The organism is Rhizobium sp. CFBP 13644 (genome assembly GCF_014842165.1).
In the GTDB taxonomy this organism is placed as follows: Bacteria; Pseudomonadota; Alphaproteobacteria; order Rhizobiales; family Rhizobiaceae; genus Agrobacterium; species Agrobacterium tumefaciens_C.
In genome coordinates, this window is the sequence record NZ_JACYVF010000006.1 from 261,122 (window position 1) to 280,414 (window position 19,293).

The 19,293-nt window shown below is 58.2% G+C and carries 18 protein-coding genes; 10 read left to right on the forward strand and 8 right to left on the reverse strand.

Annotated elements, in window-relative coordinates; genetic code table 11:
* The first annotated feature begins 71 nt into the window (after positions 1-71).
* Both IFT53_RS16525 and IFT53_RS16530 read left to right on the forward strand, forming a co-directional pair.
* Positions 72-266, forward strand: coding sequence for a hypothetical protein (locus tag IFT53_RS16525; protein WP_192065973.1), 195 nt, complete (start codon positions 72-74; stop codon positions 264-266).
* A 162-nt stretch (positions 267-428) separates the two neighbouring features.
* A complete protein-coding gene (locus tag IFT53_RS16530) occupies positions 429-587 on the forward strand; it encodes a hypothetical protein (protein ID WP_192065971.1) in 159 nt (52 codons plus the stop codon).
* Positions 588-590: 3 nt separating this feature from the next.
* Here IFT53_RS16530 and IFT53_RS16535 read toward each other — a convergent pair whose 3' ends face one another.
* The 5 genes from IFT53_RS16535 to IFT53_RS16555 form a co-directional block, all read right to left on the reverse strand.
* On the reverse strand, positions 591-1,472 hold the full coding sequence (locus tag IFT53_RS16535) for an SMP-30/gluconolactonase/LRE family protein (RefSeq protein ID WP_192065969.1): 882 nt from the start codon (positions 1,470-1,472) through the stop codon (positions 591-593).
* Positions 1,473-1,537: 65 nt separating this feature from the next.
* Positions 1,538-3,193 carry an acyltransferase gene (locus tag IFT53_RS16540; RefSeq protein ID WP_192065967.1) on the reverse strand — a complete coding sequence of 552 codons (1,656 nt, stop codon included), beginning with the start codon at positions 3,191-3,193 and terminating at the stop codon, positions 1,538-1,540.
* A gap of 96 nt (positions 3,194-3,289) precedes the next feature.
* Positions 3,290-3,670: a response regulator gene (locus tag IFT53_RS16545; RefSeq protein ID WP_042616761.1), complete on the reverse strand. Its 381-nt coding sequence runs from the start codon at positions 3,668-3,670 to the stop codon at positions 3,290-3,292.
* Positions 3,660-7,067, reverse strand: coding sequence for a chemotaxis protein CheB (locus IFT53_RS16550; RefSeq protein ID WP_244656351.1), 3,408 nt, complete (start codon positions 7,065-7,067; stop codon positions 3,660-3,662). The genes IFT53_RS16545 and IFT53_RS16550 overlap by 11 nt, the downstream gene beginning before the upstream one ends.
* A gap of 50 nt (positions 7,068-7,117) precedes the next feature.
* Entirely contained in the window at positions 7,118-7,687 is a 570-nt protein-coding gene (locus IFT53_RS16555; RefSeq protein ID WP_192066289.1) for a PAS domain-containing protein, read from the reverse strand.
* 221 nt (positions 7,688-7,908) lie between these two features.
* On the opposite strand from IFT53_RS16555, the gene IFT53_RS16560 reads away from it, so the two are divergent.
* Positions 7,909-8,106 (forward strand): Flp family type IVb pilin, encoded by a 198-nt coding sequence (locus IFT53_RS16560; RefSeq protein ID WP_192065965.1) that lies wholly within the window; start codon positions 7,909-7,911, stop codon positions 8,104-8,106.
* Positions 8,107-8,111: 5 nt separating this feature from the next.
* Here IFT53_RS16560 and IFT53_RS16565 read toward each other — a convergent pair whose 3' ends face one another.
* On the reverse strand, positions 8,112-9,008 hold the full coding sequence (locus IFT53_RS16565; protein ID WP_192065964.1) for a methyltransferase domain-containing protein: 897 nt from the start codon (positions 9,006-9,008) through the stop codon (positions 8,112-8,114).
* A 61-nt stretch (positions 9,009-9,069) separates the two neighbouring features.
* Here IFT53_RS16565 and IFT53_RS16570 point away from each other — a divergent pair, with 61 nt between their 5' ends.
* From IFT53_RS16570 to IFT53_RS16585, 4 genes are read left to right on the forward strand one after another with little or no spacing between them, the layout of a single operon-like run.
* Complete coding sequence (locus IFT53_RS16570) at positions 9,070-9,846, forward strand: ComF family protein (protein ID WP_192066287.1); 777 nt, start codon at positions 9,070-9,072, stop codon at positions 9,844-9,846.
* 46 nt (positions 9,847-9,892) lie between these two features.
* On the forward strand, positions 9,893-10,147 hold the full coding sequence (gene grxC / locus IFT53_RS16575) for a glutaredoxin 3 (protein WP_042616758.1): 255 nt from the start codon (positions 9,893-9,895) through the stop codon (positions 10,145-10,147).
* Between the two features lie 48 nt (positions 10,148-10,195).
* Positions 10,196-11,056 carry a carbon-nitrogen hydrolase family protein gene (locus IFT53_RS16580; protein WP_192065962.1) on the forward strand — a complete coding sequence of 287 codons (861 nt, stop codon included), beginning with the start codon at positions 10,196-10,198 and terminating at the stop codon, positions 11,054-11,056.
* Positions 11,053-11,481, forward strand: coding sequence for a DUF1178 family protein (locus IFT53_RS16585; protein WP_042616756.1), 429 nt, complete (start codon positions 11,053-11,055; stop codon positions 11,479-11,481). The genes IFT53_RS16580 and IFT53_RS16585 overlap by 4 nt, the downstream gene beginning before the upstream one ends.
* 7 nt (positions 11,482-11,488) lie before the next feature.
* On the opposite strand, the gene ubiG is transcribed toward IFT53_RS16585, so the two are convergent.
* The gene (gene ubiG, locus IFT53_RS16590; protein ID WP_192065959.1) at positions 11,489-12,235 is read right to left on the reverse strand and encodes a bifunctional 2-polyprenyl-6-hydroxyphenol methylase/3-demethylubiquinol 3-O-methyltransferase UbiG; all 747 of its coding nucleotides are present in this window, start codon (positions 12,233-12,235) and stop codon (positions 11,489-11,491) included.
* A 209-nt stretch (positions 12,236-12,444) separates the two neighbouring features.
* Between ubiG and IFT53_RS16595 the strand changes: the two genes are divergently transcribed.
* A complete protein-coding gene (locus tag IFT53_RS16595; protein ID WP_082249837.1) occupies positions 12,445-13,308 on the forward strand; it encodes an SH3 domain-containing protein in 864 nt (287 codons plus the stop codon).
* A 64-nt stretch (positions 13,309-13,372) separates the two neighbouring features.
* Here IFT53_RS16595 and IFT53_RS16600 read toward each other — a convergent pair whose 3' ends face one another.
* On the reverse strand, positions 13,373-15,208 hold the full coding sequence (locus tag IFT53_RS16600; RefSeq protein ID WP_192065957.1) for a DEAD/DEAH box helicase: 1,836 nt from the start codon (positions 15,206-15,208) through the stop codon (positions 13,373-13,375).
* Between the two features lie 356 nt (positions 15,209-15,564).
* Here IFT53_RS16600 and IFT53_RS16605 point away from each other — a divergent pair, with 356 nt between their 5' ends.
* Positions 15,565-16,842, forward strand: coding sequence for an aspartate kinase (locus IFT53_RS16605; RefSeq protein WP_062588909.1), 1,278 nt, complete (start codon positions 15,565-15,567; stop codon positions 16,840-16,842).
* Between the two features lie 168 nt (positions 16,843-17,010).
* Positions 17,011-19,278: a phosphoenolpyruvate--protein phosphotransferase gene (ptsP, locus tag IFT53_RS16610; RefSeq protein WP_192065955.1), complete on the forward strand. Its 2,268-nt coding sequence runs from the start codon at positions 17,011-17,013 to the stop codon at positions 19,276-19,278.
* Positions 19,279-19,293 lie beyond the last annotated feature (15 nt).

Below are 19,293 nucleotides of genomic sequence, written 5' to 3' on the forward strand. Positions count from 1 at the left end.
ATGATTTGGTGCCGGTCTGGAGGGAACGCGGGCACCAATCGAAGCGTTGAGATGTCAAATGGGAGGAAGCCATGTTCGATTTCTTGAAAACACCTCGCGTGACCACCGTCTCGGATGATGAGACTGGCACCTATGCCGACGCTTTCCTGCAAATGGCAGAGCTTCAGGCCGCCCGCACGACAACTCCTGAGCCGGGTCATGAAGCGCATATTCGCGATTACGGCAACAGCCGGAAAGTGGCCCGTGGCTCTCTTGGCTTCGCCTGATCGTCAATCTGTTTGGAACCCCCAGGGGTTGCCGACGTTTACTTCATGAGACTGCAAGACGGGCAGGACAGAGTTCAACTGGACCTGAAGTGGCGAACGAAAGTGGACCATGGGGCGATGTGAGACACTGACTGCCCGTAGCAATTTGTGAGGTGAAAACCGATGACAGTTCTACCCGTCGAGCCCATTCCGGGCGATGTCCCGCCGCTTGCTCCCCAGCCGGATGTTCCGCCCGTAAAAGAGCCGGAACCAGATACTTTGCCGGACACCTTCCCCAATCCCAACCCGGATGAAAATGACGACATTCCGCGGGTTCTCTAGAGATTACCTCGCAAACCTGTGAACCGGTACTCCGGGCGCAGGTGCATCAAATGCAATGACGGTTCCAGCCACGCTGGTGCCGTCATTTTCCGTTGTGAGGCTGGTGACAAAGAGCGTCTTTAAATCCGGTCCACCAAAGCAGGGCATTGTCGGCCCCTTGAACGGAAAGGTGTAGATTTCAACGATCTCACCATCCGGCGAAAAGCGGTTCAGCTTTCCAGCCTGAACGCCCGCACTCCAATAGAAACCCTCGCTGTCGGTCGCCCCTCCATCGGGCCTACCTTCGCCGTCTTTGAAATCGTGCAGGCGCCTTGCAGGGCCAATTTCTCCGGTCTGTGGCTCGAAATCGAAAACCTGAAGCAGCAGACCACTGCTATCTGAGTGGTACATTCTCTGCCCGTCCGGGCTCCAGGCCAAGCCGTTCGATGTGAACATGTTCTGATCGATCTTACGCTGCACATCACCATTTGGCGCGACACGGTAAAGCCGTGCATTGGCCGTCGGCGGCACCGCCTCATCGCGTGTCCCCACCCAGAAATGCCCATCCGGCCCGATTTTACCATCGTTCAGACGGCTGTCAGGCCGCCCCTCATCGGGGTCGCACAACAGTTCCAGCCGACCATTGGCCGGGTCGAGAAGGTGCACGCCTTTTTGAAGACCGACAACGATCATCTCGCTTTCACACAGACCAAGACAGCCGACCGGAGCCGGCATCTCGAAACGGTCCAGCTTGCCGCCACGGCGAAGGCAAAAGACGGCGGGCGTCGGAATATCGACAAACCATAAATCCCCTGTCCGCTCATCCCAAACGGGTGATTCACCGACTTTCAGTGGGACATCGATGAGTTGTCTGAACGTTGGTTCAATCGTGCGTGGCAGTTTCATTATTCTCTCCCAGTCCGTCACCGCCGCAACGCCCAGTGCTCAAGGCTTTTGGTGCGAAGGTGCCTCTATAATCCCAGACCCACAGCCTGTGTGCGATGGATACCTTTTGGCACGAAAGCAAACTCATCGGCCATCCCCAGAATGTCAGCGGCGATGTGCAGTGTCGAAAGCCACATCTCCGTGCCTTGCAGGCCGGGTTGCTGGCCGCTGGCAAAGGCAAAACCTTGATTGTCCTGCCACATCTCGGCGCAGCGCAGAATAACGCTATCTGCAATTGCTTCTGCGTCTGGCCTCCTCGCATCCGTCTGCTTGAGGCACAGAAAGAGCGGGTGGACCGTGTCGAGCAGATTGCATGCCGTAAAGGTCTCGCCCGAAAAGCCACCGTAGTTTCGATAGTTTGTGATGACGGAATTGATCGTGGCCTCGGGGTAGGGCACCGGCAAGCCAAACTGGGCATAGGTGCCGCGTGTCAGCCTGTAAAAGCCGTTGACGGGTTGCAGCAGGCCTTCCGTCGCCGTCGGCTTGCCCCACAGTCCCGTTGTCCGGTCGGTATGCATGGTCAGCCAGCCGAACAGGGCTTCCCTGCCGGTTGCGACCCCGAAATAGCGTGCATTGAAATAAAGCGCAGTGCCGATGGCATCGATCCGGTCCCCGCACCGCCAGGCGCGGTTGCTCCATGGCAAGCTGTCGAGCCATCTGCAAAGAGATGCCGTGTCCATCTGCGCTGCTGTCACGGCATAGTGTGGATGAGACCCCAGAACCTCCAGAGCATAGCCGATAGCCAGCACATTGTAGAGCGCTGCAGAATCCTCGAAAATATCGGTGCCCGGCTTTGGCGGCAAAAATGGATCGGGGAAAAACCCGGTGGCCGGGTCCTGAAATCCCCGCAGCCTCGTCACCAGTTCCTGTGCCTCATCGCCCATGGGCAGGCTACCAAAGCCTGCGGCTATTTCAATGGCGTCACATTCATGTCTGAGGCTTTGATGGGGAACACCATTTGCGCCCGGCGAAAGATAGCGGCCATCGGTTTTCGCCCGCTCCACAATGGTCCGCCACTGCGCAGCTCCGGCCTTGCCAACCCGCTGCAAGGCTTCAGAAACCTCGCTGCGGCGCGATTTTATGGAAGCGGCTTTTTCGCCCCGTTTGCGAATGACCTTGGCTGGCACACCGCCAGCAATCGCCATGTCGGGAATGTCTTTCACCACAACGGAACCGGCAGCGATGACGGCACCGTTTCCGATGGTCACGCCATCGAGAATAACGGCATTCGCGCCAATCCACACATCGTCGCCAATGGTGATGCCCAGCATCTCATGTTTTTGCTGATAGATCGGCACGTCGGGATCATCAAAACCGTGGTTGAAACCGACAATGGAAACGAGAGATGCAATGCGAACACCATCGCCGCAGCGCACCTTGCCGGAAATGCAGGCATAGGGGTTTACGCTGCAATTGGCACCAAACTCGACGTCACCACGCACGATGGCATGGCCCGCAATCCAGGACCGTTCGCCCAGTTTCAGCCGGGACGTGAAAATCTGGGCGTCCCGCGCCACATAGGCGGATTGCGCTATATCGGCTCCGGCAACTTTTGAAAGGTGGTGTTTGACGGCGCGTTGGGCTGGCGTGTCGATGTCTTCGGGCAGGCGTTCCCATGTCAGGATCTGAAGCCTGTGTTCCCGTTCCAGAAGGTGGCTCTGCCCGGCTTGCATCTCGTCCATCGTCCGCACTCCTCACATCGAGGCGCTTTTGTCGCCCGACATGACAGGCGAGACAAGGAAGAATTCCAGAACGCTAATTTTTAAAGCGAGAAAAGGTCAGCAAGCCCGTCTGAGAGGCTCGATCTGTGTCACGAGCTGGTTCACCTCTTTGACGAGGCTGGTCGGCAGACATGGCTTAGGACAGAAGGCGGATTGTGGATAGACCTGCTCCAACGTGCGGCCATCGGCATGGCCGGAATGAAACACGAAGGGAATGTTGGTATCTCTGAGCTTGTCGGCCACAGGAAATACGTCGCCATCCACCAGCCGTACATCCAGAATGGCGCAGGTTGGCTTGTTCTCTTCAAGATAGGAAAGCGCTTCAGCCGTGCTGGGAAATGGTCCTGCAACGGTCCAACCCTCGTCTTCGAGAGTCATCTGGATATCCATTGCCACGAATGTTTCGTCTTCAACAAGCAGTACTGTTTTATGCGACATGTCGAACCTTGATCGGCATCGTCAGAGTGTGGGTCAGCCCTTCTCCAACGATATCAGTTGAGACTGTGCCCCCGAGTTGCCTCGCAGCGCCAGCCAGAAGAACTGTTCCAAATCCAGCTTCTCCTGGGGCCTCAACGGCCTCAGTGCCGATTTCGTTCCATATCAAACGAATCTCTTCATTAGCTTCTTCCCAATGAATGTGCAGCTTGCCATCCGGCTTGCTCAAAATGCCGTGCTTGAGGGCATTCGTAGACCATTCGTGAAGAATGAGCGTCAGCGGCGTGATGAAGTTGACGGAGATCAAAAGCTCACCGCCCTTGATGTCCATTGTCGCGTGCTGGTTATAGGGCGTCAGAATTGTTTCGATGAGATCATGAATGCGCACCGCAGATGTGCGTTTCTGGTTGGAAGCGAGCGAATGTGCGCTCCCCAACGCCAGAATACGGCCCTCGACATCCTGCACCAACCCACCCACTGACTCGTGCTTGCGCGCTGCCATGCGCAGAATGCCGCCAATCATCGCGAACAGGTTTTTGACGCGGTGGTTCATCTCGTTCAGCATCAATTCGCGGGCTTCGGAAAGCTCGTATTCGGCGGTCACATCCACACTCACGCCAATCACCCGCCCGGGGTTGCTTTCGTTCACATGGCGGGCAAAGGTTTTCAGCCAGCGCGGCTGGCCGTCATGGCTGGTGATGCGGGATGTCAGCTCGAACCCCGTATGGTCATCGATTGCTGTTTCCAGCGCCTTGCGCAGTTGCTGGCGGTCTGTGTCGCTGAAGCTTTCCAGCACCGCCTGAAGTGCCGGTGTTCCGTCGCGGGTCTGGAGCAGCTCCATCGCCGTCCCGCCCAGCACGAATTCGCCACGGTCAGGCAGGAATTCCCACACACCAATACCCGCCGCCTCGATTGCAAGCTGGTACCGCTCCCGTTCGGCGTTCAGCTGGCTTTCAACGCGCAGCGCGTGCGAAATATCGGTCATGATGATGGTTGCACCGTCTATCGTGCCATCGGCGGTGCGATAGGGCAGAATGCGCAGCGAAAATGTCCGCTCCTGCTCGCTGTCATTGACGGTCTGGTTATATTCAACGCCGTCTTCCATCACGGCGTGGACGCGTGTGGAAAAGTCGAGAGACGGGAACCGGCTCGCCACCTCAAACAGCGGGCGGCCACGGTCTGTCGGCTGCAACGGGAATATCGCGGTCGCCGCACGCGTATAGGAGCGAAGCCGCATGCCGCTATCCAGCACGATGACGGCAAGACTGGTGGAATCGAAGAAATTCCGCAGGTCCGTATTCGCAACCGTCACCTCATCGACCTTGGTCTTCAGCTCGTCATTGACGGTCGATAGTTCCTCATTCGTCGATTGAAGCTCCTCGTTCATCGACATCATTTCTTCGTTGGAGCTTTTCAGCTCCTCATTGGCCGTCTCCAGCTCTTCGGTGGCCGAGCGAAGCCTGTGCTTTGCCAAACGCAGTTCCCGTTCCAGCGCCTCGACATGGTCGTCGCCCGGCTCCAGCTCCACCAGCTCGCTGGCTTCCAGAGGCGTAAACACCGATGTTTCCTGAAAAACCAGCAGGCAGGTGTCGCCGTCGAGAGGGTCGCAGATGATCTCTGTCTTCAGAGACCCGAAATCCGTCAGCACATCCACATTGCGCGCAATGATCCGCTTGCCACTGGCACGCGCCTGCCGCACCAGAGCACCCAGATTTTCCCGCACGCCGGGCCGCGCCAGCGCCGCCGCGCTGGTTTCGCTGGCGCCGGTCGGAAATTCGAAGAAGCGGCTCAGGCGCCCATAGGCGGCAACGATCTGCCCGTCATTGTCCAGCACCACGCTTGCCGGAACATAGCGCTCAAGCAGCTTGGATGCGGCAAGTTGCTCGATTGGCTCAGGCGTGCGGGGCACTTGTCCACGCGATGTCGCTGACCGTCTGGCATTCTGCTCGCCGGGCAGCGGAATAGGGTATGTCGGAGAGCCGGGAAGGCGCTCGAACAGTCTGGCTTTCTGGTCAATGACGGAAAACACGTTGTCGAACCGTCCCACGGTTTCTGAAGAGCCGAGAAACAGGAAGCCGCCCGGGCGGATCGCATAATGCAGAAGCGGCATGACCGTTTTCTGCAACTTGTCGTCAAAATAGATCAGCAGGTTGCGGCAGGAGACCAGATCGACCTTGGAAAAAGGCGGATCCTTGATCAGGCTGTGGCCAGAAAACCGGATCATGTCGCGGATCTGGCCAACGAAATTGAACCGCTCCTTGTGCGGAATGACATATTGCTCCTGCAATTCATGCGGTATGTCGGCCAGCTGCGCGATCGGGTATGAACCTTCCCGCGCAATCCTCAGCATGCTTTCGTCAATATCGGTCGCAAAAATCTGGACATTGCATGGCAGGTTGAGGGTTTTGGCGGCCTGCGCAAACAGAATGGCAATCGTATAGGCTTCCTCGCCGCTGGAGCAGCCGGGTATCCAGACCCGTACGCCCTCCTGGCTGCCGGCAGAATCCTGCATCAGGCTCGTAATGGCATGTTCGTTCAGCACGTCGAAGGATGAGCGATCCCGGAAAAACCGGGTCACATTGATCAGAAGATCACGAAACAGCGCCTCGCATTCGTCGTGGTCGCGCTGGACGCGCTGTAGATATTCATAGCCTCGGCTGATGCCCAGCACATGCATGCGCCGCTCGACCCGCCGCACGAAGGTGGTCTGCTTGTAACCGGCGAAATCATGACCGATGGTACGGCGAAGCGCTGCGCACAGGTCATCGACAATGTCGGCAACGTCATTGCGTTCCCGCTCTTCCGCACTCTGGTTCTTGCGGAAGAAAAACCCGCCAATGCAGGACAGGATCTGCTGCGGTGGCTTCACGAAATCCACAAGCCCGGTGCCTGTCGCAGAAACCGGCATGCCGTCATATTTGGCGGTCGAAGGCTCCTGAACCACGCAGAGGCCACCATTTTCCTTGATGGCGCGCAGCCCAGTCGACCCATCAGCCCCGGTGCCAGACAGAATGACACAGGCCGCATTCGATTGCTGGTCGTTTGCCAGCGATATGAAGAAATCATCGATGGGACGGCGCAAGCCGCGTGGCTGCGCAAAATCGTTGAGAACAAGGCGTCCCTGTTCGATGCTCAGCCCCTTGCCCGGAGGGATGATGAAAACCGTATCAGCCGTGATGGCTTCGCCACCCTCGCATTGCAGCACATCCAGCTTCGTGTGCCGGTCCAGAAGCTCCGCCAGCATGCTTTCATGGTGCGGATCAAGATGTTGCACCACCACAAAGGCAAGCCCGGTCGGCACATCGGCTGCGCTCAGCATTTCGCGCAGAGCTTCCAGGCCACCAGCAGAAGAGCCTACGCCGACAACGGGCACGGAATGAGCGATATTTTCCTGAGACAAAATGGGTCCTTGAAATGTCCTAAGCTGGAACGATCAAAAAACGGGAACGATCAATACGGGGTGTTTTGTTCCAGTTCCGCCAAAGTGAGTTTTGCTTGAGCTATCGTGTTGGTGGAGTTTGCAATCATCGCAAGGGTCCCCTCGATCATGATATTGTGGTCATCAAGCAGCGGCTTGAGCGTCTTCAGGGTGTCGTCCAGTTCCAGGTCATAGGCCTGAAGCAGGTGCTTATGGGCACGGCTGACATCGAACTGTGAGGCAAGGATGTAGCGAACCTGTCCCGAGTTTGCCTTCAACTTCGACATGAAGAGCAAATTCACAAAAGGACTGCTGTCCTTGCGAAAATTGACGATGGTCGTGCGCATTGTCGCTGGACCGTCGGCTTTGAGAAATGCGTGGATCTTGCCACGAGCCTCGGTGTTGGGCGCGTTCGTTCCGCTGGGGCTGGTCTGCAGCATCCGGCAGTTTTTACCAACCACGTCGTCGCTGCCATAGCCCGTCAATGTGCAGAACTTCTGGTTCACCAAGGCAAGATGCTGGTCACCGCCAGCATGGGACAGAGCAAGGGCGATAGTCGATTTTTGGAAGAAATCCTGAAGGGGAGGATCAATCTCTAGCAGTGGCCTATCGCTCTTCGTTCATATCTGGGTATTCGTTTTTATTATAATATTCTTCTTCATGAAAGGTTTCAGCGGTGAAATTAAGACGGCTAGGCTGTCGACGCATTCCGGGCGGCGGTATGGTCGGTCAGGGCGTAACAGTTTGCACATCTTATTGCGCTAGGTTGCCCTTGGGTTTCATCTGCGTGTCTCGAACGCGCGGGGGGTAAAGGGTGTTGGGGATGACAGGCAGAACGGATTTCGTGGCACGCAAATTGATGGCTCTGGCTGCGGACAGCCGAGGCGCGACGGCCATCGAATACGGCCTTATCATCGGTATCATCGCTGCTTCCCTGATTTTGGGCATGGAAAGCATTCGCGATAACCTGTTGGCGATCTTCAAGCTTATTAGCGATACGCTCGCCAACTCACTCGCCTGATTTTCCTATTCGTCACCGCGCTTCGGCAGCTTGATTTCGGTTGTCTTCAACGCATCGGCCAGCCGTGTCTTGGCAGAGCCGGGTCTCAGTGGCTTCTGCTGGCTCTCATGCGGGGCCCATCCCGATACGAAGATGATCGAGAATGTCGCGCGGATGCGGCCATCGGGATCACTGTATCTTTCCGCGTATAATTCCGCTGCGCGCATCAAAAAACTGCGGTTCAGCGGTCTTTTGCTGCGCCCCATCATCGGGTTGGCCATGCCCATGGCGCGCAGGTCACGCATCAGCGGCAGGATCGAATCGTAGCGCACCGTATAGGTTTCCGTATCCGTCACCGGCAGCGCAAAGCCCGCCCGCTGCAACAGGGCGCCAACATCGCGCACATCGGCAAAGGGTATGACACGGGGACTTGCGCCGCCGCTCATCTCTGCCTCGGTTGACAGCAGAACATCGCGCAGTTCCTGCAGCGTGCCAGCTCCGGGAATGGCGGCCATGAAAAGCCCGTCGGGCTTCAGGGCGCGGCGGATCTGGATCAGGGTGCCCGGCGTGTCATTGGTCAGATGCAGGCTGAGCGGTGAGACAACCAGATTTTGCGATTGCGGTTCCAGCGGCACATGCTCGATGGGTGCCACCAGAAGCGGCTCATTGCCGTCTGCGAAAGCCGCATCAATCTCAACGCGGTTGACGCTGCCAACCTTGCCGGTTTCCAGTAGGCGTTTGGCCGTTATGCCTGTCGCGCCATGCAGCTCCACGGCATTGTCGAAATGCCGTTCGATGATGGCTATGCGATCGGCCAGTTCTTCCGCCGTTATATCGAGCAGAAACGCAGCCTTGTCATCGCGGGAGCGCCAGGCGCGCATGCGGTTCTTTTCGATCAAGCCTGTGTCAAAAACGATATCCATGCCGTCATCCATCCAAATTTTGCTATCGCAAAGGCACCCGTTCGGGCCTATTGTCAACCTCATGGTTCAGTGGGAAAAGCCTGTAGCAAGCGATGCCGGGGTGGGTGTGCTGCGCGCCGTCTGGCGTGCGGTGGCCGATCTCGTCTATCCGCCATCCTGCGTGGGGTGTGGCTGCAAGACCAGACAGGGCGGTGCCCTGTGCCCGATCTGCTGGGTGGACGTTCAGTTCATCGAGCGGCCCTATTGCGAGGTGCTCGGCATTCCCTTTGCGCGTGACCACGGCCCCGGAATCCTGTGCGCCCAGGCGGTTGCTGAACCGCCGCCCTTTGAGCGCCTGCGTGCAGCCACGGTGCATGATGGCCCCGCCCGAAAGCTCGTCCATCAGCTCAAATATATGGATCGCACCGACCTTGCGCATCTCATGGCGCGCTGGATGCTGCGCGCCAGTGATGGCGCGGTAGCAAGCTGTGACTGTATCGTGCCGGTGCCGCTGCACAGGCGGCGCTTCCTTGCGCGCCGCTTCAACCAGTCTGCCGAGCTTGCGCGGCATGTGTCCGTTCTGGCCGGCAAGCCTCTCGTCGCATCCGCCCTTGTCCGCATCAAACCGACCAGCCGGCAGGTCGGCCTTTCGGCACGGGCGCGCAAGAAAAATGTGCGCGGTGCCTTTGCCATTGCGCCGGGCCGCGAGTCCGACTTCGTGGGCAAGCGCGTTGTTCTGGTAGATGATGTCTACACGACGGGTGCGACGGTTGCAGCCGCTGCCCGCCGCCTGAAGAAGGCCGGTGCCCGCGACGTCACTGTTTTGACCTTTGCAATGGCGATTTCCGGTCCTATATGAAACGTCAGAACATGTGGTTTTATCAAGAGTGCAAGGACCGATAACAATGGCATCCGTCACGATTTACACACGCGATCTCTGCGGCTTTTGCGCCCGCGCCAAGTCTCTTCTGCAGAGCAAGGGCGTTGCCTTCACCGAGTACAATGCCACCGAAAACCCTGATTATCGACAGGAAATGATGGATAAATCCGGTCGCAACACTTTCCCGCAAATCTTCATCGGTGAAAACCATGTCGGCGGCTGTGACGATCTTCACGCGCTGGACCGCGATGGCAAGCTCGATCCGCTTCTGGCCGCCTGAGACAAGCGCGATATTCCAATAAAAAGACGTGAAAAAGGGACCGAACAGATGAGCTTCAGGGCCGCAGCAATCCAGATGTGCTCAGGCACAGACCCCAAGACCAACGCCGCGGCAATGGAACGCCTCATTCGTGAAGCGGCGGAGCAGGGCGCTGTCTATGTTCAGACACCTGAGATGACCGGTGCGATCCAGAAGGACCGCGATGCTCTGCGCGCATGCCTGAAAGACGAGAAGGGCGATATCATTGTGCTCACGGCGGCAAAGCTTGCGCGTGAACTCGGCATTTACGTCCATGTCGGCTCGACCGCCATCGCCCGCACCGATGGTAAGATCGCCAATCGCGGCTTCCTGTTTGCGCCCGATGGCGAGCGCATCTGCACCTATGACAAGATCCATATGTTCGATGTGGATCTGGACAATGGCGAGAGCTGGCGCGAAAGCTCGGCCTATGAACCGGGCACGGAAGCGCGCGTCGCAGACCTTCCGCTTGCCAAATTCGGCTTTGCCATCTGCTACGACGTGCGCTTCCCGGCACTGTTTCGGGCCGAAGCACTAGCGGGAGCCGAAATTCTGACGGTGCCTGCCGCCTTCACAAAGCAGACGGGACAAGCCCATTGGGAAGTCCTGCTGCGCGCCCGCGCTATCGAAAACGGTGCCTTCGTCATCGCGGCGGCGCAAGCCGGCACGCATGAGGATGGCCGCGAAACCTTCGGCCACTCGATGGTCATCGATCCCTGGGGCAATGTGCTGGCGTCAGCCGGTGGCGAGGGGGAAGAGATCGTCTATGCCGACATCGATCCATCCGCTGTGGCGGGTGCACGCGCCAAGATCCCCAATCTGAAAAACGCCCGGGATTTCAACCTCGATACGGTCATCAACACCGTCATTGCAGGGGCGGGCGCGCAGTGATCCGCTACGCGCTCAATTGCGAACAGGCCCATGAGTTTGAGGGCTGGTTTTCCGGTAGCGCGGATTTTGACGGCCAGCTTCAACGCGGGCTGGTCACCTGCCCTGTGTGCGGCTCACCGAAAGTCGGCAAGATGCTGATGGCACCCTCTGTTTCCACGGCCCGAGAACGGGAGCAAACGCGCACTTTGGCCATGGATACGGCGCAGAAACAGGCATTCGCCAAGATCAAGGAAACGCTCGCCAGCATCCGCGCCAATGCGGAAGATGTGGGCGATAAATTTCCCGAGGAAGCCCGCAAGATCCATTACGGCGAAAAGGAAGAGCGTGGCATCATCGGGCAGGCCTCGCCGCAGGAAGCCAAGGCGCTGATAGAGGAAGGCATCGCCGTTGCGCCGCTGCCCGTCCTGCCGGATGATGTGAACTGAGGCGTCGTTACGCCGGGCGCTTGGCCAGAACCATATAGTTCACATCCATGTCGGGCGAAAGATTCCAGCGGTCCTGCAACAGATTGTAGAACACGCCCGTGCGGTGAATGATATGCATACCGTTGGCAACGATGGGCTTTTCCAGCTCATCCGGCCGCACCAGCTTTTCATATTGGTGGGTTCCGCGTGGAAGCCAGCGAAGCACGTTTTCAGCAGCAAAAATAGCCAGCGCCCGCGCTTTCAGCGTTCTGTTGATGGTGGCTGCAAACATCAGCCCACCTGGCCGCACCATCTTCGTGCAGGTCGAGATGAACAGGTCGACATCGGCCACATGCTCCACCACTTCCATGTTGAGAATAATGTCGAAGGTCTCGCCAGCTTCAAACAGCTGCTCGGCTGTCACGGCGCGGTAATCGACCTCAACATTGTTTTCGCGTGCGTGGGTGGAAGCGATGCCGATGTTCTTTTCCGATGGGTCGGCACCCACCACACTGGCGCCCATGCGCGCCAAGGGCTCAGACAGAAGGCCGCCACCACAACCAATATCGAGCACGCGCAGACCTTCGAGCGGGCGGTGCGCTTTGGGGTCACGCCCGAAATTCTCGCAGGCGCGGTTGCGAATATAGTCGAGCCGCACGGGGTTGAACTTGTGCAGCGGACGGAATTTTCCCGTCGGGCTCCACCACTCCGCAGCCATGGCTGAAAACCGGTCCACTTCACTCTGGTCGACGGTGGTCTTTACGGCTTCGCTCATGGTGTACTCCTTCTTGTCCTGCCTCCTGAAGTCGGATGCCTGACCCTCGAAGTCAAGGGGGTGGTGGCTGTTGCGCCCTGTTGTCGCGGGCCAAAGGAACCGATTTCGTGGGATTTCCGTTTCATGCTGCGTTCATCATCGGGCGCGTATTTTCACACAGTTTAATGCCTGTAACGGCGACCAAGCCTTTTGCTTGAGGGAGAATGAACGTGAAGAAGAAACTGTTTGGGGCTTTTGCGCTTCTCGCGCTTGTCGCCGCCCCGGCACTCGCGCAAGCGGCGACACAAGGCTTTTCCACCGCTAACGTCAATATGCGTTCTGGTCCCAGCACCGCCTATCCAGCTGTTGTCGTCATTCCCAATGGCGCACCGCTGACAATCCACGGCTGCCTGTCTGATACACCATGGTGTGACGTATCGTTCAGCTATGGTCGTGGCTGGGTTGCAGGACGTTATGTTCAGGCCATCTATCGCCAGAACCGCGTCTATGTCGAGCCACGCTATTATCGTGACCTCGGCGTGCCCGTCATCACCTTTGAAGCGGGACGCTACTGGGACAGATATTACCGCGACCGCGATTTCTATCGTGAACGTGACCGTTGGCGTCGCCCCGCCGGTGGCGGATACTGGACTGCACCGCCGCCACCACGCGGTGGCTATGATCGTCCGCGTCCACCACGCGATGAATGGCGTGATCAGCGAGACCGTGACCCACGCGGTCGCGGCCCCAATGATGGCCGCTGGGAAGAGCGCTACGGCGACTGGAACCAGAACGACCGCCCACGCCCGCCACGCGATAATGATCGCCCGCGCTGGGATAACGACAATCGCGACCGCGATCGTGACCGCCCACGGTGGGACAATGACAATCGTGACCGCGACCGCAACAGAGACCGTGACATGAACAGAGACCGGGATATGAACCGGGATCAGAACCGCGACGCGATCGACCAGCGCCGTCAAAATGATGAGGGCAGCCGTCGTCCCGGTGTCAATCAGCCGCCACGGCCACCCGAGGGTGGTCAGCAGTTTGGCTGCATCATCGGCTCTCCGGGCTGCGAAGCCCCTCGATAAGATCGATACTTGAAAACGAAAAAACCCGGCGGATCATTTCCGCCGGGTTTTTGTTTAGGTGTGATCATTTTTTCTTTGGAGCGCGCTTTTCGAAAGGCTTGTCTTTTTTGCCTTCGAACTTCGCTGGTCTGTCACCGGCGGGCGCTTTCTTCTTCCAAGGCTTGTCTTCCGTGCGGCGTTCGCCGCTCGGTGCTGGCTTGGCGTCGAATTTCTTCTGCGCTCTTGGCGGGCGCGTGTCTTCACGGTTGGCACCCGTCATATCTGGCTTGCCGTCCATGGCCTTCACGCGAATGCCCTTTTCCAGCATCATGTCCTTGCCAAGCGCAGATGTGAAGCGTTCAACCGCGTCGGAGGCCAACTCCACATAGGTCTCGGTCTGCTGCATGCGGATCGCGCCAATATCCTGACGTGTCAGCTTGCCAAATCGGCACAGCATCGGAATGAGCCAGCGTGGCTCGGCATTCTGCTTGCGGCCAACAGACAGCGTAAACCAGCCGCTGTCGGAAAAGTCGGAACGATCCCGGCGTGGCTCGTTGTTTTCAACGGTCTCGAAACCGTCGCGGCGCGGCTTGCGGCTACCATCCAGCGAAACTTCGGCAATGTCCTCAGGTGCGGAACGACCCGCATGGTAAAGACGCACGAAAGCGGCAGCAACCTTTTCGGCGCCGTGCTGTTCCAGCAGCTTGTTGACGAAATCGCGCTCGTCATCACCAACATTTTCCGTCAGCGAAGCATCGGCCAGAAGGCGTTCGCCATCGCGGTCGGTAATTTCTTCGGCAGATGGTGGGCGAACCCAGGCCGGGCTGACCTTTGCACCTTCGAGAAGGCGCTCGGCCTTGCGGCGCTGGCTCATCGGCACCACGATGGCGCTGATGCCCTTCTGGCCAGCACGGCCAGTACGGCCAGAGCGGTGCAGAAGCGTGTCGGAATTGGTCGGCAGATCGGCATGGATAACCAGTTCGAGGCCGGGCAGATCGATACCGCGTGCAGCAACGTCTGTCGCCACGCAAACGCGGGCACGACCATCACGCATGGCCTGCAGCGCATGTGTGCGCTCGTTCTGGCTCAGTTCGCCAGACAGTGCCACGACGGAGAAGCCGCGATTGTTCAGGCGGGCAGTCAGATGGTTGACGGCGGCGCGGGTGGAGCAGAACACGATGGCATTGCGGGCTTCATAAAAGCGCAGCGCATTGATGATGGCGTTCTCGCGGTCGGATGGTGAAACCACCATGGCGCGGTATTCGATATCGACGTGCTGCTTCTGCTCGGATGTCGTTGCAACGCGCACGGCATTCTTCTGGTAGCTTTCGGCAAGCTTGGCAATGGAGCGCGAAACCGTGGCCGAGAACATCAGTGTGCGGCGCTCCGCTGGCGATTCTTCCAGAATGAATTCCAGATCTTCGCGGAAACCGAGGTCGAGCATTTCGTCGGCCTCATCCAGCACCACGGCGCGAATGGACGAAAGGTCCAGCGCCTTGCGCTTGATGTGGTCGCAAAGACGACCAGGCGTGCCAACGATGATGTGCGCACCGCGTTCCAGCGTCCGGCGCTCAGCGCGGATATCCATGCCGCCAACGCAAGACGCAATGGAAACGCCAGTGAACTCGTAAAGCCATTCCAGCTCGCGCTTCACCTGCATTGCAAGTTCGCGGGTTGGGGCAATGGCAATGCCGAGTGGCGCACCGGCGGGGCCGAAACGGCCGTTCTTCTGTAGCAATGTCGACGCAATGGCCATGCCGAAGGCAACGGTCTTGCCAGAGCCCGTCTGGGCGGAAACAAGCGCGTCCTGTCCTTCCAGTTCAGGCGCAAGCATCGCCTTCTGAACAGGTGTCAAATCTTTATAGCCGCGTTTTTCCAACGCCTGTGCAATCGCCGGGGCGATACCCTGGGTTTCTGTCATATACCGTCTTTCGGATATTGGGCTGCCTGCATCCGCTTGAAACCATTAGATCATAAGGGTTATAAAGCAGCCGATACGGGCCATTTCGGCCATTCAGCCAGTTGTAATTGACGCGCTCATACTGGAAATGTTGACGTTTGTACAGGCCACAGCGGTACGGTTGACGCATTGAAACACGCCTGTTGGGTCGCAGCACCTCTTCAAAGGCGTACCGCACAGTCCATAAACGGCATTGCGTGGGCCATGCCTTTTCGATATGAGACCGGCAACTTGAGGCTTTTTTGAAACGAAAAGCCGGCTGGGTTGTGCTCTTGTCCGCTGCATCTGGCGGCAAATTGGGATGGTACTGGTCAACTATGGCTCGCATTGTCATGAAATTCGGCGGCACGTCCGTCGCAAATCTCGAACGCATTCATAATGTCGCGCGGCATGTGAAACGCGAAGTGGATGCTGGCCATGAAGTGGCCGTTGTCGTGTCCGCCATGTCCGGCAAAACCAACGAGTTGGTGGACTGGGTTCAGAACACGCCGAAGGTCGCCGGTTCCAAGGAAACGTCCTTTTACGATGCGCGGGAATATGATGCGATCGTCGCCTCGGGTGAGCAGGTGACATCCGGTCTCCTGGCGATCGCCCTGCAGTCCATGGGCATCAATGCCCGCTCATGGCAGGGCTGGCAGATCCCGATCCGCACCGATAACGCCCATGGCGCCGCCCGCATTCTCGATATTGATGGATCAGACATCATTCGCCGCATGGGCGAAGGCCAGGTTGCCGTCGTTGCCGGTTTCCAGGGCCTCGGCCCGGATAACCGCATTGCGACGCTCGGTCGTGGCGGCTCCGATACGTCGGCTGTTGCCATCGCCGCTGCCGTCAAGGCAGACCGTTGCGATATCTATACGGATGTAGATGGCGTTTACACCACCGATCCACGCATCGTGCCGAAGGCGCGCCGCCTGAAGAAGGTCGCGTTCGAAGAAATGCTGGAAATGGCGTCTCTCGGCGCGAAGGTTCTGCAGGTTCGCTCGGTCGAGCTTGCCATGGTGCACAAGGTTCGCACCTTCGTGCGCTCCAGTTTCGAGGATCCTGATGCTCCGGGCATGGGTGACCTTATCAATCCGCCCGGTACTTTGATTTGTGACGAGGAAGAAATCGTGGAACAGGAAGTCGTAACCGGCATCGCCTATGCCAAGGATGAAGCACAAATCTCGCTGCGCCGCTTGTCAGATCGGCCGGGCGTGTCTGCTGCCATTTTCGGACCTTTGGCCGAAGCCCATATCAATGTCGACATGATCGTGCAGAACATCTCCGAAGATGGTTCGCGCACCGACATGACCTTTACCGTGCCATCGGGCGATATGCCCAAGGCCATCAAGGTTCTGGAAGACAACAAGACGCAGATCGGTTTTGACGTCGTTCAGAACGAAACGGGTCTGGCCAAGGTGTCGGTCATCGGCATCGGCATGCGCAGCCATGCGGGTGTTGCTGCAAGCGCTTTCAAGGCACTTGCTGAAAAAAACATCAACATCAAGGCCATCACAACATCGGAAATCAAGATTTCCATTCTTATTGACGGCGCCTACGCGGAACTTGCAGTTCGTACTTTGCATTCTGCTTACGGTCTGGATAAGAGTTGATTCTGTAACGTCGATACACGTCATCCGATTCTTTTCGGGATGATGACGTGCTGACGTTGCATCGACTGCGCATCCCTGCCGTCCGGCTTGCTGTGCAGGCTTTGTTTTGGTGGATCCTTTCATGCGGGTTGTCTTGGCGCGCATGCGGAGGTGTCAGGGAGCACCGCAATGAGAGACCTTTCTGCAGGTCCACGCGTTCTTCTCAAGCGGCTTCGCGAGATGATGGCGGAGCACCTTGAGCCACAGGAACGCCTCGACCAGATCGTTCGGCAAATCGCCAGCAACATGGTGGCGGAGGTATGCTCCGTCTATGTGCTGCGCTCCGACAGCGTGCTCGAGCTTTACGCCACCGAAGGTTTGAACAAGGATGCCGTGCATCTTGCCCAGCTGAAAATGGGGCAAGGTCTTGTCGGTACCATCGCCGCATCGGCCCAGCCGCTCAATCTTTCCGATGCGCAGGCGCATCCCGCATTCCGCTATCTCCCTGAAACGGGTGAAGAAATTTATCATTCCTTCCTGGGCGTGCCGATTTTGAGATCCGGTCGCACTCTTGGCGTTCTTGTCGTTCAGAACAAGACCAGCCGAACATACCGGGAGGACGAAGTTGAAGCGCTTGAAACAACCGCAATGCTCATTGCGGAGATTGTGGCGAGCGGTGAATTGAAAAAAATCACCCGCCCCGGCGTGGAACTGGACCTGACACGGGCCGTCTCCATCAAAGGCGATGCCTATGGCGAAGGCATTGGCCTTGGTCACGTTGTTCTGCATGATCCCCGCATCGTCGTTACCAATCTTCTCAATGAAGATGCCGAAATGGAAACCCGCCGCCTGGCGGAAGCCATCGGCTCTCTTCGCCTGTCCATCGATGACATGCTCCAGCGCCGCGATGTCGCCACCGAAGGTGAGCACCGCGAGGTTCTGGAAACATACCGCATGTTCGCACATGATCAGGGCTGGGTGCGGCGCATGGAAGAGGCCATTCGCAATGGTCTGACGGCAGAAGCCGCTGTCGAGAAGGTCCAGAGCGACACCAAGGCGCGCATGATGCGCCTGACCGATCCCTATCTGCGCGAGCGGATGCATGATTTCGACGATCTGGCCAACCGCTTGTTGCGCCAGCTGATCGGCTTCGGTGCGCGCGGTCCCGAGCAGGATTTCCCGGCGGATGCCATCGTTCTCGCCCGCGCTATGGGTGCGGCGGAACTTTTGGATTACCCGCGTGAAAAACTTCGCGGTCTCGTGCTGGAAGACGGCGCGGTCACCAGCCACGTCGTCATCGTGGCGCGGGCCATGGGCATACCCATCATCGGGCAGGCGGCGGGTATCGTCGCACTTGCCGAAAACAACGACCCAATCATCATCGATGGCGATGATGGACAGGTGCATCTTCGCCCCGTCGCCGATTTGCAGCGTGCCTATGAGGAAAAGGTTCGTCTGCGCGCCAAGCGTCAGGAGCAGTTCCGCGCGCTGCGCGATGTCGAGCCAGTCACCAAGGACGGTGTCCGGGTTGATCTGAAGATGAATGCTGGCCTGCTGGTCGATCTGCCGCAGCTGGAAGAATCAGGTGCTGATGGTATCGGCCTGTTCCGCACCGAGCTGCAATTCATGATCGCTTCGAACATGCCGAAAGGCGAGGAGCAGGAAGCTTTCTATCGAAGCGTTTTGCGCAACGCCAAGGGCAAGCCGGTCACCTTCCGCACGCTGGATATCGGTGGCGACAAGGTCGTCTCCTATATGCGCGGCCAGGAAGAGGAAAACCCGGCTCTCGGCTGGCGCGCCATCCGTCTGTCGCTGGATCGTCCCGGCCTGATGCGCACGCAGATGCGGGCGCTGTTGCGTGCGGCGTCTGGTGCTGAATTGCGCATCATGCTGCCCATGATCACGGAAGTGGCCGAAATCCGCGCCGCCCGTGAGCTGTTCCAGAAGGAAGTGCAGCACCTTTCGAAATTCGGCCATTCGCTGCCGCGCAAACTGCAATTCGGCGCCATGCTCGAAGTGCCGTCATTGATGTGGCAGCTGGATGAGCTGATGTCGGAGGTCGATTTCGTCTCGGTCGGCTCCAACGACCTTTTCCAGTTCACCATGGCGGTGGATCGCGGCAATGCCCGCGTGTCGGATCGCTTCGACAATCTCGGCAAGCCCTTCCTGCGCATTCTGCGTGATATCGTTCGCGCCGGAGACCGCAACAACACCAAGGTCACGCTGTGCGGCGAGATGGCGAGCAAGCCTCTGTCGGCCATGGCGCTGATCGGCCTTGGCTTCCGCTCCATCTCCATGTCCCCCACCTCCATCGGCCCGGTGAAGGCCATGTTGCTGGGGCTGGATGTCGGACTGTTGTCTGAGGAGCTGGAAGCGGCGCTGGACGATCAAAAGTCGGTGGAAAGTCCGCGCCAGCTGCTTTTGCGCTTTGCCGCGACCCATTCTATCCCTATCTGAGAACCAACAGAAATT

Bases quoted from the DNA above. Each gene is read 5' to 3' on its own strand.
- IFT53_RS16525 (WP_192065973.1), top strand. From the start codon at position 72: ATGTTCGATTTCTTGAAAACACCTCGCGTGACCACCGTCTCGGATGAT.
- IFT53_RS16530 (WP_192065971.1), top strand. From the start codon at position 429: ATGACAGTTCTACCCGTCGAGCCCATTCCGGGCGATGTCCCGCCGCTT.
- IFT53_RS16535 (WP_192065969.1), bottom strand. From the start codon at position 1,472: ATGAAACTGCCACGCACGATTGAACCAACGTTCAGACAACTCATCGAT.
- IFT53_RS16540 (WP_192065967.1), bottom strand. From the start codon at position 3,193: ATGGACGAGATGCAAGCCGGGCAGAGCCACCTTCTGGAACGGGAACAC.
- IFT53_RS16545 (WP_042616761.1), bottom strand. From the start codon at position 3,670: ATGTCGCATAAAACAGTACTGCTTGTTGAAGACGAAACATTCGTGGCA.
- IFT53_RS16560 (WP_192065965.1), top strand. From the start codon at position 7,909: ATGACAGGCAGAACGGATTTCGTGGCACGCAAATTGATGGCTCTGGCT.
- IFT53_RS16565 (WP_192065964.1), bottom strand. From the start codon at position 9,008: ATGGATATCGTTTTTGACACAGGCTTGATCGAAAAGAACCGCATGCGC.
- IFT53_RS16570 (WP_192066287.1), top strand. From the start codon at position 9,070: ATGGTTCAGTGGGAAAAGCCTGTAGCAAGCGATGCCGGGGTGGGTGTG.
- grxC (WP_042616758.1), top strand. From the start codon at position 9,893: ATGGCATCCGTCACGATTTACACACGCGATCTCTGCGGCTTTTGCGCC.
- IFT53_RS16580 (WP_192065962.1), top strand. From the start codon at position 10,196: ATGAGCTTCAGGGCCGCAGCAATCCAGATGTGCTCAGGCACAGACCCC.
- ubiG (WP_192065959.1), bottom strand. From the start codon at position 12,235: ATGAGCGAAGCCGTAAAGACCACCGTCGACCAGAGTGAAGTGGACCGG.
- IFT53_RS16600 (WP_192065957.1), bottom strand. From the start codon at position 15,208: ATGACAGAAACCCAGGGTATCGCCCCGGCGATTGCACAGGCGTTGGAA.
- IFT53_RS16605 (WP_062588909.1), top strand. From the start codon at position 15,565: ATGGCTCGCATTGTCATGAAATTCGGCGGCACGTCCGTCGCAAATCTC.
- ptsP (WP_192065955.1), top strand. From the start codon at position 17,011: ATGAGAGACCTTTCTGCAGGTCCACGCGTTCTTCTCAAGCGGCTTCGC.